Origin of the sequence: Pseudoalteromonas umbrosa (assembly GCF_030125375.1) — a bacterium.
Lineage (GTDB): Bacteria > Pseudomonadota > Gammaproteobacteria > Enterobacterales > Alteromonadaceae > Pseudoalteromonas > Pseudoalteromonas umbrosa.
The window spans coordinates 800229-815179 of record NZ_JASJUU010000001.1; the positions used below are offsets into that span (position 1 = coordinate 800229).

The 14951-nt window shown below is 35.8% G+C and carries 13 protein-coding genes; all 13 read left to right on the forward strand.

Annotated elements, in window-relative coordinates:
* Window positions 1-415: 415 nt before the first annotated feature.
* Window positions 416-898, forward strand: coding sequence for a GNAT family N-acetyltransferase (locus tag QNM16_RS03465; protein ID WP_284019184.1), 483 nt, complete (start codon window positions 416-418; stop codon window positions 896-898).
* Window positions 899-1752: 854 nt separating this feature from the next.
* Entirely contained in the window at window positions 1753-2382 is a 630-nt protein-coding gene (locus QNM16_RS03470) for a hypothetical protein (protein WP_284019185.1), read from the forward strand.
* Window positions 2383-2469: 87 nt separating this feature from the next.
* Window positions 2470-3033 (forward strand): GNAT family N-acetyltransferase, encoded by a 564-nt coding sequence (locus QNM16_RS03475; RefSeq protein WP_284019186.1) that lies wholly within the window; start codon window positions 2470-2472, stop codon window positions 3031-3033.
* 1119 nt (window positions 3034-4152) lie between these two features.
* Window positions 4153-6159, forward strand: a complete 2007-nt coding sequence (locus QNM16_RS03480) for an MAC/perforin domain-containing protein (protein ID WP_284019187.1) — start codon at window positions 4153-4155, stop codon at window positions 6157-6159.
* 149 nt (window positions 6160-6308) lie between these two features.
* Window positions 6309-8255 (forward strand): PI-PLC domain-containing protein, encoded by a 1947-nt coding sequence (locus QNM16_RS03485; protein ID WP_284019188.1) that lies wholly within the window; start codon window positions 6309-6311, stop codon window positions 8253-8255.
* Between the two features lie 521 nt (window positions 8256-8776).
* The gene (locus QNM16_RS03490) at window positions 8777-9133 is read left to right on the forward strand and encodes a hypothetical protein (RefSeq protein ID WP_284019189.1); all 357 of its coding nucleotides are present in this window, start codon (window positions 8777-8779) and stop codon (window positions 9131-9133) included.
* A 304-nt stretch (window positions 9134-9437) separates the two neighbouring features.
* Complete coding sequence (locus QNM16_RS03495; protein WP_284019190.1) at window positions 9438-9746, forward strand: hypothetical protein; 309 nt, start codon at window positions 9438-9440, stop codon at window positions 9744-9746.
* An 80-nt stretch (window positions 9747-9826) separates the two neighbouring features.
* Complete coding sequence (locus tag QNM16_RS03500) at window positions 9827-10402, forward strand: Crp/Fnr family transcriptional regulator (RefSeq protein WP_284019192.1); 576 nt, start codon at window positions 9827-9829, stop codon at window positions 10400-10402.
* Between the two features lie 39 nt (window positions 10403-10441).
* Entirely contained in the window at window positions 10442-10825 is a 384-nt protein-coding gene (locus tag QNM16_RS03505) for a hypothetical protein (protein ID WP_284019193.1), read from the forward strand.
* A 366-nt stretch (window positions 10826-11191) separates the two neighbouring features.
* Window positions 11192-11959 (forward strand): hypothetical protein, encoded by a 768-nt coding sequence (locus tag QNM16_RS03510; RefSeq protein WP_284019194.1) that lies wholly within the window; start codon window positions 11192-11194, stop codon window positions 11957-11959.
* Between the two features lie 83 nt (window positions 11960-12042).
* Window positions 12043-12630 carry a hypothetical protein gene (locus tag QNM16_RS03515; protein WP_284019195.1) on the forward strand — a complete coding sequence of 196 codons (588 nt, stop codon included), beginning with the start codon at window positions 12043-12045 and terminating at the stop codon, window positions 12628-12630.
* A gap of 109 nt (window positions 12631-12739) precedes the next feature.
* Complete coding sequence (locus QNM16_RS03520; protein ID WP_284019196.1) at window positions 12740-13270, forward strand: hypothetical protein; 531 nt, start codon at window positions 12740-12742, stop codon at window positions 13268-13270.
* 267 nt (window positions 13271-13537) lie between these two features.
* Window positions 13538-14560 (forward strand): S41 family peptidase, encoded by a 1023-nt coding sequence (locus QNM16_RS03525; protein ID WP_284019197.1) that lies wholly within the window; start codon window positions 13538-13540, stop codon window positions 14558-14560.
* Window positions 14561-14951 lie beyond the last annotated feature (391 nt).

The following is a 14951-nucleotide window of genomic DNA, read 5'->3' on the forward strand; positions in this document are numbered from 1 at the left end:
GTAGAGCGCTGTATTATGAGTTGAAGTCTGCCAGATTCAAATAAGGTGACTTTGGTATCTATAAACCACTATTTCACTTACTGAAAAGTGTACAGCTTTAAGCTGGAATCCTGCAAATTAAAAAGGAAGAAGATCAACAAGCAGTAAAACATTATCGGGTATATCGTTTGAGTGCTAGAAAAAATAATCTTTTAGCTTCTAAGTTGTTTAACACAGTAGTAAGCAAACCAGGTTATGGCTGAATAAATAAGCTTTCGATTTCGACATGCTGATTTTCAATTGAAAGTGTGAGTTTTAGCTGTTAAGTTACTAAAAGTATTAGGTTAAATTAGCTTAATTTTGCGTGTGCCTCAGTCGTGGGTAAGTTGGATACACGAGAATTATCGCTAGAAGTCTGCAAGGCTAAGGAGAATTTGTGGAAGTTTCACTTCGTCCAGTAACTAAGGAAAATTACGAAGAAGTTTGCGAGCTTGATGTCACAAAAGAGCAGCAAGAGTATGTTGCATGTAATATGTATTCATTGGTTGAGTCAATGTTCAACAATGGTTATGAAACTAGGGCAATATATTTAAATGAAGAGGCAGTCGGATTTTTCATGTGGGTGCAAGAGTCCCTTGAAAAAATATCGATATGGCGTTTCATGGTTGATAAAAAGCATCAGCAACAAGGGATTGGGCGTAAAGCATTAAATCTTGCCTTGGATGAAATTAAGCAAGCCCCGGGCCTTCGAGAGATCGAAATTTGTTATGATCCAGCTAACCCAGTTGCAAAGGAGTTTTATTCTAGCTTCGGGTTCGTAGAAGTTGGAATGGATGAAGACGATGAAGATATGCTTGCTATTATCGACTTAATAAAACATGCACGAGGCGATGAAATGCTACCTCAGGTTTGTCAGTGAGGGGACCGGATAGCAAAAGCATGGCTTTGCGGCTATGAGTAATAAATACTCCTTTGACACAATCGACTTTTCAGTACTACCAATCATTTAGCGTGTGGACCGGATTGCTTACTTAAATGGTTTAAGTAAAATTATGCTTCTTCACCGCAACTTTTCGTCTGTTATTATGCGCTCATGAATGGGGCTTTATGTTATAAGGGCAATAGTGAGTAAAATATTAATTTTTGTATTATCATTTTGATCTAACTTCTCTTTAACTTTAAAAAGCTTAGTTTACTAAACGTAAAATTGAGTGAATTTGATAAAGGTAAAAATAGTTGTTAGGTTACTTTATATTCAAGTGTTTAGGGGTGAAAATTAACAAGTTATTTATTTCTCGTTGGTAATATAGTCGGTTCACCGCTAATAGCGCCCTTAGCGCTAACTCCATCCCTGTTTAAATAGTGTATATCATTTCAAATAACAAGTGGGTCATGTTTAACTAAAACTATTGAGTTAAAGTAACAATGTTATTGCTCCTTGCTTCTTGCTCAAAGTTTTTATCTTTAACTTAAAAAGCAATGCTAAGCACAGGAGTTATTCTTTTTTTGCTTTGATTTTATAAATAGGAGGCTTTGATTTTTATAGCCATAGCTGAGTTTATTTTTTTTTGCTCTGTAATGCTTATAATTTTGGTTTTTAAACCGGTTTAATCATAGGCTAATGTATTTTATAATTACCATACTTGGTTTAGAAGACTAGTGTAATTTAGACCCCAAAAAAACGAAAAATAGCAGGTTTACGTTCCCTTTTCGCTAATTTTAGCTTGCTATTAGGTGTTGGTTTGGCAATCGTTAGCTGCACTTGAGATATTTATGACAAAAATTGACTATTCTACATACTCAATAAATGAGTTAATGGATGTTAAAGACAAAATTGACCCGAATTCTGAGAATTATCCGGCTTTATTAAGAGAGCTTGAAAGTCGTAAAGAAGAAATTGATAGAGCTGAAGAAGTATCTCAAAAAGAAACATTTAAATTAGCAGAGCAAAGAGTAAAGGTTATTGGGTGCTTCCAAATTGCAGCTGCAATTGTGACACCATTTCTAGTGTTTTTCACAGAAAACATTTCAGCCTTGACGATATCTATTGCTTTTGCCGTAATATTATTGAATATTTTTGCTGGTTATACAGCGCTAAAAGGGCTGCAAAGGTTTTATTGGTTGTCAATTATAAATCAATCTTTACAGCTAGTAACTTTTGGATTGGGCTCAACATTTATAAACTATAGCGGTTTAGGCGGTATATATTTGGGTATCACATTCGCTGACACAACTTCATTAAGTCTTTCCGCTAATTTCACCCCAGGATTATTGTATCAGGAATTTACGAGCAAAATTGCTGAGCCATTCATAGCAGTAGATATAATGGCTGTGATTTTTATCGCCGCTTTGGTAACGGTTAGTAATACAACTAACAAAACGATTAAAAAATTGACCACGTAAAAGTGGGGTAGTTTGAGCTCCATACTTTAGGCAACTATATTTTGCCTCTTACCAGAGGGCTAAGGTAATACAAGGATAGTTTACATTATGATTAAAATTTTGGAGCCCAAAACTAAAAGGCTTCTACTGCGTCAATGGGTGTCAGATGATCTAAATGCATTCTATGCAATGTCCTCAGATCCTGAAGTAATGAAGTTTTTTCCGCATACTTTGAATCGTGAGGAGAGCGACGACACAGCAAAAAAGTGCCAATCCTTAATTGAAAAAAACGGTTGGGGAGTTTGGGCTGTTGAACTTGCAGAATCAAAAGAGTTTATTGGCATTGTTGGGCTATATAGCCCGACTTCGCAATTGCCGCACTCTCCATGTGTAGAAATTCTTTGGCGATTCGCACGGAAATATTGGGGGTACGGGTATGCTACGGAAGCGGCAAAAGCTGTACTTCAAATAGGGTTCGAAGAATTAAAATTTGATGAAATCTTTTCTTTTGCTGTTGTAGATAACAAATCTTCTCGCGCAGTAATGGAAAGGCTGGAAATGGTTAACACTGGAGAAAGTTTTTTACATCCAGATGTCCCTAGCCCTAAACATTTGCGTGAACATTGCGTTTATAAAATCACACAAGCTGATTGGTTTAAAAGCGCTACCTAATGAGCAACTAAAACTGGCCTAATCAAGTCTAGCTGTTGTTGCTGTGCTTGAGATTATCGTCAGGTTATTTATTTGCCATTTAAGTGGTTAGAGACTTATAAACCAAGGGGAGCTGTACTCTTATTATGTAATGTTTGATGTTGATGAGATGCTTACTGAGTCATATTGTTTTAATTGATATGAAAAAAATCGAAAATATGAAAGCTGTTGAAAATAGCAATGAAGGAAGCAAAGGTACTTTAATACTTTATGAGGCTATATGATATGAAAAATTTGGCAGGGATTTGGGTTTCTTGGAATTCAAGTTTTACTACTATAAAAGAGTTATTTAATGAACGATAGAACATTTAATAATTGGAAAAAATTACGTGTTAAAGGATGTGTAAGTTGGTTATTAAGTACAACGGTCCCTACCTCCATTTTGTACATGGTTTTTAATTTTATATTTCTTTCTCCGTCTTTAGAGCCTGAAAGTTTGATGGTGTTTTTATCCGATAATATTCTTCAGTACTTTATTTACTCATTAGTCATGTTTTTTGGATTTTTGTGCTATTGGTTTTATAACGAATCCTTGTATAAAAAAGAAGTAAAACGTAGAGGAATTGTTTAAAAAAGCAATTAAACCTTTATTTACTTTCATCTGTATAAACAACCATCTTGCTTTGTTAAAGTCACTATTATTGATTTAGCATGTTGCAGAACACTTTTTTTAGTAGGGAAGGGTGTGTAGATATACTATAACTGTCGTAGATTGATATCTGATATTGCCAGAGTATACATTTATCATCTTATTCCAAGTGCTGCATGCCTAGCCTCCAATTTACTCATTTAGACCACAATATCAACACGTTTAATTTTAGCTGCTAAGCAGTGTATTTTCAGTATGTATCACGAGGGAACGTTAGTTTATTCACAATTTCTTTTTCTATTACCCATCGAAAAACGATTAGCTAAACTTTTATTTACTTTCAGAAGAGACGCAAACATCAGTCCTGTAATGGCTATGTAATAGTTTTATTACGGGATTACATTAACCTTATTTCAACAGCTGGCCAGCACTTGCTATGAAATTGGCACAAATTTCGGCGAAAAGTAATCAAATTGAAATAGGACAAAACAATGAATATTTCTGAACGAATAGATATTCAAGGTAAAGCGCAGAGACCTGAAAGCCTTGATACAGAAGAAATCAAAATGACGGATGAACATACACAAGAAGCACCAATGTTAAAGAATATTGGCTTCATAGGACTGGGTTATAGTTTGTTAGATATTAACCCATATTACTTGGGAGCAAGTTCAGGCACTAAGCATCCTGTTTTTTCTGTTGGAGCGGACGAAAAAAGCCACCTCATTCCAGATGGCACTGCAAGTATTCCAGATGGCACCTTTTACAAACCAGACAATTGGGGAGAATCGCTGAGTCAATCTGAATTTCTTTATAATGCCTATGACTTCCAATCTACTTTCAGCCGACAGGCCAGCGCTAATATAGGGATTCCTGGCCTCTTTTCTTTCAGTCTTAGCAAATCTTATCAAAGTTTTAAAAAAGAGGTTGGTCAAACCGAAAACTTTCAGACCTACACAGAAGCAACATATCATGGTTATGTAGTGGAGATAGAGGATGAATCCTCAACCACAAGACTCCCTTTGGACCAATCGTTTAAAGCCGAAGTTGCTAAACTTCCCACCTCCTTCGAAATAAAAAAGTCAGACTCAGAAAAATCAAATGAATTAAACGAATTAAATAAATTAAAACTCTATGATTTTATTGATAAATTTGGTACGCATTATGCCAAATCTATTGCCTTTGGTGGGCGAGTATCACAAAGCATTACTTTAACCAAAGAGGCTTATACTGAACTGACAAGAAAAGGCATAAACATAGGCATGGGGGCGCAAGGTACGTTTGAGGAAGTAACCGTAGGCGGCTCAGGTGGTTTGGATGAGAAACAACAACAAGAATTCAATCAAATTACCAAATCAGGCCAAAAAGCGGCCCTGTACATCGGCGGCAGTCAAAATGAAGACATCAGTCAATTTCTTGCTAGCACTAAAGAATCGCCAGCTCCGATTGATATTCAATTAGAGCCTTTATCTAAATTACTTAGTGCTGATTATTTTCCTGATGATGCAAACATTCAATTAAAACAACAAGCACTGGCGACTGCTATTGACAGCTATATCATACAATATGGCGAAGCCAATGAACCTTTTTCAGAAAACAAATGGGTTGTTTATAGTCCAAACGGTGTCAAATACGATACTGGTGACCGACCTTGCGTTGCGATACTGCAAGACGGTACGGTGATTGATATTCATAATGGCGGTGGCAATAATAATCTTTATTATCGTATAGGGCATATTAGTAACAACATTCTTAGTTGGATTGGTGAACATGGAACAAAATACGATACTGGTGATAATCCTTGTGTGACTGCGCTTGAAAACAGCACTTTGGTCGAAATTCACAACGGTGGCGGTAATAACAATCTTTATTATCGTATCGGTACAGTGCAAGCCAATACTATCCAATGGGTTGGAAATCACGGAGTAAAATATGATACCGGTGATAACCCAAGTGTAGCAGCACTCAATCACGATACCATTATTGAGGTTCACAACGGCGGCGGTAATAACAATCTCTATTACCGTATTGGTAAAGTTGGACAGAGCTCAATTGAATGGCAAGGCAGTAATGGTATTAAATTTGACACTGGCGACAACCCGAGCGTGGCAGTACTCAACAATGATACTGTTGTTGTAGTTTACAATGGGGGTGATAATAACAATTTATATTACAGTATTGGTAAATACAAAAATGATCAATTAACTTGGGTGAAAGACCAAGTTGGTGTCAAGTATGGCACTGGAAACCAACCAGCTATTACCGCAGTGGGTCGCGAAACCTTACTGCAAATCAATAATGGCGGTGGTAATAACAATCTCTATTACCTTGTTGGTAAGGTAATTTCTGACCGTCTGACTTGGGTTGGTAGCAAGGGTAATTATTACGATACCGGTAATAATCCTTGTGTCGCAAGCATGTCCGATGGAACAACACTCGATATCCACAATGGCGGTGGGAACAACAACCTCTATTACAACTTAGCGATCCTAGCTTAACAGAGCGTTCACGACTAGAGCGCAGGGGCAGATATGACGATTTGCCCCTAATATCGACAAACAGCTCAATCTTTAAAAGGAACTGTAGCGTGATACGGGACCACCTAATCGTTGACTGTTGATACTTTACCAAGACAAGAGAGAACAAAATGACGACATCATACAACCCTTCAGTTTGGATGGAGGAAATGGCAGTGCAAATCCAATCTCAGCCGATAAAAAATATTGCTATGGCAGGTGTTCACCATCCTGCGTCTTATTCATTTATTACAGGCAATACCGGTAAATATATCACTACAAAGCACAATATCTATCAGCAACTGATGATGGGGATCCGCTATTTTGACTCTAGACCTAGCGATTACAAAAATCAGCTGGTTGAATACCACGGCGGTAAGGACCCAAGTTATGGCGCAAGCTATAATACTTTACTTCGTAGCTTTTCTGATTTTTTTAAAGGCTATAATACGCTTTCTGCCTATGGGGAGTCGCCAAACATACTACCTTTGACAAATAATACATTTGCTTTGCTTTACCACAGCACCAGACTTTTTAGCATTAATAACGAGAAAAAGTCGGCCACTGAGTTATATTATCGCATTGGTGAATATGATCCACTGAACCGCCAATTAAAGTGGGAAAGTGAACAAGCATATAATTATGGCATGACACCAGCTGTGGTGACTACAAACTCTGGTCAAGTCGTAGAAGTGCATAAATCGGAAAATAAAGATCAGTTATGGTACACACTAGGCAAAATAATTGATGGCAAGCCAACTTTTGATTTACACAATCAAGCCAATTATACCAGCGGAGTTCAACCAACATTAGCAGTATTATGTGCTCAAGACCAAGAAACCATTTTGGAAGTGCACAAAACTGAACATGACAACAAGCATGATCAGCTATGGTTTAATCACTTTTCTATCGCACCAGATGGATCTGAGTTGGTAAAGTTGGAATCGAGTAAAGTATCACAATGTAATGGAACCAATCCGAAGTTATTAACATTGCCAGGTAAGCAAAAGAGTCTGTTGTTCTACAGCAATCAAAATAAAGATTTGGTTTATGTCGTTGCCAGTTTGGACGGTGGTAAAGTCACGTTTTCATCGGAACAGCTGATCCTAAAGCCTGCAGGTGAACCAATAGAGCGGGAAATCGCTGTTTGCTTATCTAACAATGATAACAATGTTGTTTTGAGTTACACCCAGTTTGATGGGCAGATCAGTACACGAGCCTATATTGATTTAGCAATTGCAACTGACTATCAATTATCAGTCGTAAAGAAAACCACATTTGATAAAAACTACCCGACTTGGAATGCGCAATCGGCGGCGTTATTTAGTACCGGAGATAGTCAATTGTTATCGTTGGAAGCGGATACTGACCTCTTACACAATATTTGGTACCAACCCCTCAGTATGGCCGCACAAGAATTCAAGTTACTCGATATTGATTCCACAGACAGTGCCAAAAAAGAAGAATTCGTTGTGATGAGTTTAACTCACAGCAAGTTAACAACGCCTCAATACTCTCAGTTGTGTGATTTGGTTAAACACTTTTTAGCGAATAAAGTTGTGAAAGACGATGGCAGTATTGATATTGAAACAGCCCCTTTGGCGAATTTGTTGTCAGACAACAAGCAAATGATTATCTACTTTAAAGACTTAGATGATATGGAAGCGGCTGAAAAAGCGATAAAATATGACGTTCTCTGGCCTTGTAAGAACAATTTCAGCAGCCCTTGGCATGGAAGAAAAAAACTGGATAAAGAATATTTTAATGAGATTTATAATACCATTAACTTAAGAAATACCAGTAGCTACGCTAATCAGGTCTACGTATTGCAAACGCATTTAACTGATAATTCTGAGTATAACTCGGTATTAGACTGGAATGAACAATATACACCGATCAGTGATAGTTATTTATTATCACAACAGCCAGCCCTCATTAAGCATAATGTCAATATTATAGAAAACAACAAACCAGCTCCATTTTTGGTTGATTACTGTTGCCAATTGAATGGCATTAAATACCTTAATCGTTTGGCCAAACCTAAATTTGTAAAACCTGTGTCGCAGCCCGTAGTATAAAGTAGACACCTAGCATCAAATTGACATATTTACTCTTGCCCTGTTTTTTTAATAAGATTTAAAAGCAGGGCATCCACAGACTTAAGTTCTCAAAAAACAAGAAAGTTTGCGAGACTTTCATCTTATATCGTATATCAAGTGTTGTGCGAATTTATTGAGTCACAAGAGTGGTGACAATACTTGGGTTTTAACTTGGTGGTTTTAAAGTGCTTTTCTAGTTGTAAAGCGTAGGCTTTTCGTTGTAATTCCCTGTTCTTCACAACATACCTGTTGATTATTTAGTTTTAGCTAGCTGATAAACGATCAACGGAGATGTACCATATTTATCTTCAACACAAGCCTACTCGACAAGATTTTTATGGGTTTCCAAGTTATTAACAAATATGCTATCTTCGTTCATGTTTGCCTAAACAGTTTAGTAATTTTGCAAATTAACTATTGTTTTGGCTTTAAGCTAACCCATGAAATTGTAATAACTAGCATCGTGTGGCAGTCATTATTATGTATGTTTTAGGGTACCCATGAAAAAAGCATTCGTATTGTATTTTTTAGTTGTCGTTTTAGGCGTTATTACATCTATGTCAGCTTCGGAAAAGATTATAGAAAGAGTTTTCGATTTATACTCCGGAACTGTTAAATTACAAATGGATTATACGTTAGTTTTGGAGAGTTACCTCATTAGTCTTGAGGCATATGAAGCTCAAGATTCAGAAGAGTTTTATAAAAACAGTTGTGCGAGTATTCAATTATACCTTGATTTTTTAGAGCTATATGATGGGAATATTGAAGGGCTCCAAAAAATTGAGTCTCAAGCTTTATTAGCAAGAGCTAAAGAAACGATATCTAGACTTGAGACAGCGGAACTTTGCGGATTTTAAAAAATACTAAACAACCAAACAGACTCCAATAATTTTATAAATGTAATGTACTATGGAATATTTGTGAATAAAGGAAAATTGAACGTGCTAATGTAAAACCTCGGGAAATGTTAATGTATCGCCAGTTCCGATGTTGAAATTAAATTCGAATAGTTAGCTGCTTTGTTATAACCATTAGGTTTTTAATCAAGGTGTAAAGCTGAAGAAAATTTGACGTGAGAAGGCGTACTAAAATTTTTCAATTGGGGGTTAATTGCATGGTAACGTTTTTGTTTTAGCCACTTTGAAAGTGACGTGACTTATAATGTTTGAAATTGTTCGATATAAACATGGCTTCCTTCGAAAGTACCACTTTGGAAAGCCAAAAAAGATCAGGGTTTCAGAGCTGAATAAGATTGAATATAGCTACCACGCAGTTGTTGGCTTTATTGGAATATGGTCTTTTATAGACATCAATGGTAACAATATTTCTGCGAGTTCGAAGTCATTTGGTATTCAATCTACACTCAACCGCCTTGAAAAAGCGCTAGAAGGACTTTCTTTTGATGAGTTTGAGTGTCAATTTTACAGAGGTGATGTCGTTGATACATTGACTGTGTGGGAAAGTTCTTAATAACTGTTTCCTCAAAGTTTTTTTCTTTTGGCTGAGTACTTTATAAAAAACACCTTAATGTTATGAAATATATAAGAAAAATGATTGAGCATTACATTCCAGTTAATGATGAGGAATGGAGTCATGCTTGCGAATTTTTAGATGTAAAATATATTAAAAAAGGAACAATAGTCCACCATGCCGGTGAGGTATTTAGTGAAATGTGGTTTATTAAAAGTGGCTTAGCTAGGTCATATCTAATTGACATGAATGGTAAAGAGCATACATGGCAACTTTACTTTCGGGGCAAAAGCAAACATGGTTTAAACCACTTTATGGATGACAGTGTCAGTTTTTATGAAAAAGCTGGCTCTATGCTTAACTTTGAAGTTTTGGAAGACTCGGTTTTTTATGTAGCGTCTTTAAAGGAGCTCGATAAGTTCATATCACGAGATAAAAAGTGGGACACGTTGGCGAGAATATGGCTACATAACACCTATTATTCTGCAACATACAAACGTGTTCTTTCTCTTATGTCAGAGACCGCAGCCCAAAGGTATGCACGTCTTCTGGATGAGTATCCTCTCATATTTAGTCAAGTTAAGTCCTATCATATCGCCTCTTATCTAGGTGTTGCCCCTCAGACTTTGAGTAAGTTGAAAAATGAATCTAGGTGACTGAGTTTTGGTATTCAGTTACTTAACATGTTATTTTCGATGCAGATTAATAGTGAATACCTTTCAAAAATTAAAAAACGAATAAAACATAACCCTCGGCTATATATTTCCAGCGGTGGGAATATAAGCAGCACTATTGAGGTTTTTTCAATGCTGAGTTTAGGAGCAGTTATGGTGGTGCTTACTAAAATCGGTAAAGAGCTTATTGTCGTTGGAGTTTTTTTCTTAGTTAGTTTAATACAAGGCGCATTGATACCGATTGTTAAAAATTCAACAATTGCGCTTTCTGGGTATTTAACCGCTGTACAGTGCGCAATAGCTCTAGCTATTTTGGGTATTATTCGGTTGTTAGTTGAGTTACCTTTACTTTTAGAGGTGTTTGCAGTTTATGATTATGTTTGGTATTTATACTTATTTGGTTGAAAATATCAGTTGAAACCCATGCAGGTACAGGTAAGGCGATTCTATTTTCTGAAATAAGGTTTTCTGCTTCTAATACCTCAGAATATATAATCATGACTCTGGTGCGTTTTGGCTCAAATTTTTCGCTAATTATCTGCACTGTATTCTCTTTGATTTTACTACCAATAGTTTGAACGCTGTGGAGAAAAAATACAAAGATTTCCAATTCACTTTATTGAGTTGCTCTTGTTTTGGGTGCAATATAAATCTGGTCTACAGCCCTCTGGTCATCATTAGTCGATCGACACCTTTGTATTTTTAGTAGACGATTGGCATTACTAATATAACTGGATACATCAAGCTTTATAATATAAAAAAGGTTTTAATTTGAATATTCATGATTTAAGTGAGACATACTATAGATGTTTAAAATGCGAAAAGATTGGCACACATAATTACTATAACCAGCAAGAAGAAGAGCTAAATAAAAACGATTGGGCTGAGTTTTCGCAATTTTTAACTTGTGATAAGTGCGGTAATGATGAGTGGGTAAGTGGTTGGATTGATGGTTTCGGCACATTCAATACAGATGATTGGGAACAGTTTATAGAGGTCGACTTTGAGCCAGAGCAAGAAAAGTCGATAAGCACATCACTATCGATTATTGAAAAAGGACAGGTAGGAGAATTAGCTTTTAATGACTGGTTACAGTCAAATAATGTGTCTTTTTTATATATTGAGCAATCAGAAGAAACTTTTAGTACATTGTTTAAAAATAGCCTTAAACGTCCTGATTTTCTGATTTTATTGGAATCAATCGGAATGATTGCAGTCGATGTAAAAAACTACAAGAAATATAATAACTCTTACAGCCTGAATCTGCAAAGTGAACTGATAAAGTCTTTAACTTTCGAGAGGTTATTTAGAATGCCTCTTTGGTATGCATACAAAACTGATGTGAAAGATAAATGGTTGTGGATCAGTGCATTAAAAGCTCTAGAAGTTGGCACTATCAAAATAAATAGAAAAACTAACGAACAATTTATCATGATTGATGAGTCCCATTTTGCTTCAATTAGCTCGAATGATGATTTAGGCAAGTTATATACTCAACGAATAACAAATGCAGAGGCGCTTCAAAACTATCAGGTATAGTTGTTTTACCTAATGCAGGGTCAATAACTCAAGGAGGGGTTATTGCCACATATCCAAAAAAAATAACAGATAATATTTTACCATTGTCTGAGAGCACTACATTACATGAAGCTTTGCAAGAATGGTATTTTACTGAAAATCTACAAGACCATGGAAAACCTATTGAAGATTGTGAATTGTGTAATCAAGAGCAACTTAGGTATCATTTCGAAATAAAAAATAGAAATACCTTCAATTGCTTGTGGGTTGGCTCTAGTTGTATCCTTAAATTTCAGGTTCAAGTTTTTGATAAAGGGGTTCTTCTTAATATTGATGGAGCTAAGAAGAAACTGAATGCGTTAACTCTAGATATGCGCTTGGACACTTGCATAAAGGCCTTGGTTGAGCTGGCGGCAACAGAAAGTAATAACATACTAAAGAACGCATTGGAGTTTTATAAAAGAAATCAGTTTTTAACTCCGAAATATGCATTCGTTGTTTTGTGGCGTTTAAAAATAAATAACATCGACCATAGCCCATCTTTTTTTAAAGTAAGTTTAAAAAAAGATAAATATAAAAAAGATTTAGCTGATATGCCTTTGGACCGTGTCCATGTGATTTGGTCAGCTTTGTCATCTAGTCAGAGAAATCTTGCTATAAGTTATGGACATAGTATCCCAAACGGTACTTAATAAAACGATGATAGGGGGGCGTTTCAATATTTATTGAAGCTCAATTTCCATTAAGCTTGGTTAATTATGTAATTATCTATTCCTAAGGTATTCAATCAAAAGAAGCATCATGCTAGAAAGAGTCATAACAAAGAGAGAAGCTGTTAGCTTTGTAACCTTGCTCGATACTGAGTTGGTCTGTTACAAGCATTACATATGCTGGGCAGATGAAATAATTTTGTCTGAAAATAAGCCTCCATTTTGGATATTGGACCTGGCGGTAACTCGAAGTAAAGAGGCTGCAATTGATTGTTTAAATACATACGCATATTCAGAACCATTTGAACGTTTTGATGCAGAGAAATGCAATGACGAATTTGTTGCTGCTCAATGGCTTCGTTATGAAATGAATAAAATATCGTGGGCTGAATTTCTATTGGAATGCGGTGATTATACGGATGGTAATTACGCGCGAGAGGATTGTGAATATTTTTACTATATGCTCAATGACATCGAAAACTCAAAGTACCCAAAAAGATTAGAAAAAAAGCAAAGTTCTCAGGTATTAAAACGCTTTTCAGATATCATCCATGAAATAAATGATAAGTATCATGAATTTTTGCCTTATCTTGAAAAGTTTAAAAAAACATACGGGGTATAAAAAGTATTGCTTTAGTAACTTACACTTCGATAAAGTTGAATAAGGAACACACTGTCATGTTTTCTAAAACTAAAGTCTGGAAATTTATAGATTTTAATTTTGTAATTTAATAACCGGGTAACAGATTGAACCTTCAAAGGTTATAATCTATGTCATTAATAATTTTTAATGCAATGTTAAAGTAAATTAATATAGAGCATATAATCATATAAAGTAGTGTTTTTTAGTTGTAATGAACTTGTAAGTTGTTTGAAAGAGGGAGTTTTAATGTATATTAAGGGTGGTATTATATGGGGCAGCTTTCTTACTTTTTCTTCATTTGCCTTTGCTGATATCAGTGCTGTTGATAGAGCTAATATATTAAATGAGCTTACGAATAGTATTAAGCAAGAGTATGTTGAAGTAAAAAAGATCGATGAAATTTCAAGCGCACTCGCAAACTTCAAATATAGTCGGGCATTTTCTGATAGCCACTCGCATGAGCTGTTTGCTTCTTCTCTGACAGATGAGCTGCAAAGGTTTGACAAACACTTTACTGTGCAATGGCGAAACCCAGCAGCAAGTAAAAAACAGATACCAAAGCGAGAACCTTGGTTTGCTAAACTAAACAGGAAAAACTCAGGTTTTAATCGAGTTGAAATACTGGATGGCAATGTAGGGTATGTGGATTTTTGGGGGTTTGACGCATTATCAAAGAGCTCTAAGAAAACAGTAGAAGGTATAATTGGGTTTGTTTCAAATGCAGATGCTCTGATTTTTGATCTTCGAAAAAATGGTGGCGGTAGTGCGGAAATGGTCCAGTTTATTAGTAGTTATTTTCTAAAGCCGAATACGCATTTAAACAGTATTTATTGGCGAGCAACAGACTCCACGCGTGAATTTTATACATTGGAAAAACTTAATGGCTCAATCAATTTGGATGCACCTATATTCATACTTACCAGCAGTGATACATTTTCAGCGGCAGAAGAGTTTGCTTATAACTTAAAGCACCTCAATCGAGCCACTTTAGTAGGAGAAATAACAAAAGGTGGTGCAAACCCTTGGCAGTTTTATGAATTAGGAAATGGTTTTAGAGCAGGTATCCCCATTGCAAAGTCAATTAACCCTAATACAAAAACTAATTGGGAGTCGGTTGGGGTTAAGCCTCATATTGAGGTTTCACGCGAGCACGCCTTAGATGTCGCCTATAAATTAGCACTTACAGAAGTTAAAAAGTCATCGAATAATGAGTATCAAATAAAGGAAATCAATGAAAAACTTGTTGAATTGTCCAGAAGAAAAAACTGATAACGACATCAACAAGCGGATCTTGATAACGCTGATAGTTTGCTCATTTTTCAAAATAGGGGGGAGAAAAAGTTGAAGTTAGATGAAAAGTATAAATTATGCATTGAAGACTTTGCTTGTTTTAGGTTTCGTCACCAAGTTGGTGGAAACATCATCGTTTTTCTTACCAACATGGGTGTGTGGAATCTCGCATCTCAAATGACCAGAGAAAGCTATTTTTCTAACTTTGCAGTTCAGTTAATAATGTCGTTATTATTTACATTGGTGTTTTCTATACGAAATAATCCAAAAATTAGTAAAAAGAAAAATTAGTATGTGATAGGACGTATATTAACTTGTAAATCGAATTGAGTTAGTCATCTAAATTTGAATATTATTTATGGGTTGCTAG

What these genes read in the sequence shown, in the direction of transcription:
- QNM16_RS03495 (WP_284019190.1), top strand. Translation starts at nt 9,438, where the DNA reads ATGTTTGAAATTGTTCGATATAAACATGGCTTCCTTCGAAAGTACCAC.
- QNM16_RS03520 (WP_284019196.1), top strand. Translation starts at nt 12,740, where the DNA reads ATGCTAGAAAGAGTCATAACAAAGAGAGAAGCTGTTAGCTTTGTAACC.
- QNM16_RS03470 (WP_284019185.1), top strand. Translation starts at nt 1,753, where the DNA reads ATGACAAAAATTGACTATTCTACATACTCAATAAATGAGTTAATGGAT.
- QNM16_RS03485 (WP_284019188.1), top strand. Translation starts at nt 6,309, where the DNA reads ATGACGACATCATACAACCCTTCAGTTTGGATGGAGGAAATGGCAGTG.
- QNM16_RS03525 (WP_284019197.1), top strand. Translation starts at nt 13,538, where the DNA reads ATGTATATTAAGGGTGGTATTATATGGGGCAGCTTTCTTACTTTTTCT.
- QNM16_RS03480 (WP_284019187.1), top strand. Translation starts at nt 4,153, where the DNA reads ATGAATATTTCTGAACGAATAGATATTCAAGGTAAAGCGCAGAGACCT.
- QNM16_RS03490 (WP_284019189.1), top strand. Translation starts at nt 8,777, where the DNA reads ATGAAAAAAGCATTCGTATTGTATTTTTTAGTTGTCGTTTTAGGCGTT.
- QNM16_RS03500 (WP_284019192.1), top strand. Translation starts at nt 9,827, where the DNA reads ATGATTGAGCATTACATTCCAGTTAATGATGAGGAATGGAGTCATGCT.
- QNM16_RS03505 (WP_284019193.1), top strand. Translation starts at nt 10,442, where the DNA reads ATGCAGATTAATAGTGAATACCTTTCAAAAATTAAAAAACGAATAAAA.
- QNM16_RS03475 (WP_284019186.1), top strand. Translation starts at nt 2,470, where the DNA reads ATGATTAAAATTTTGGAGCCCAAAACTAAAAGGCTTCTACTGCGTCAA.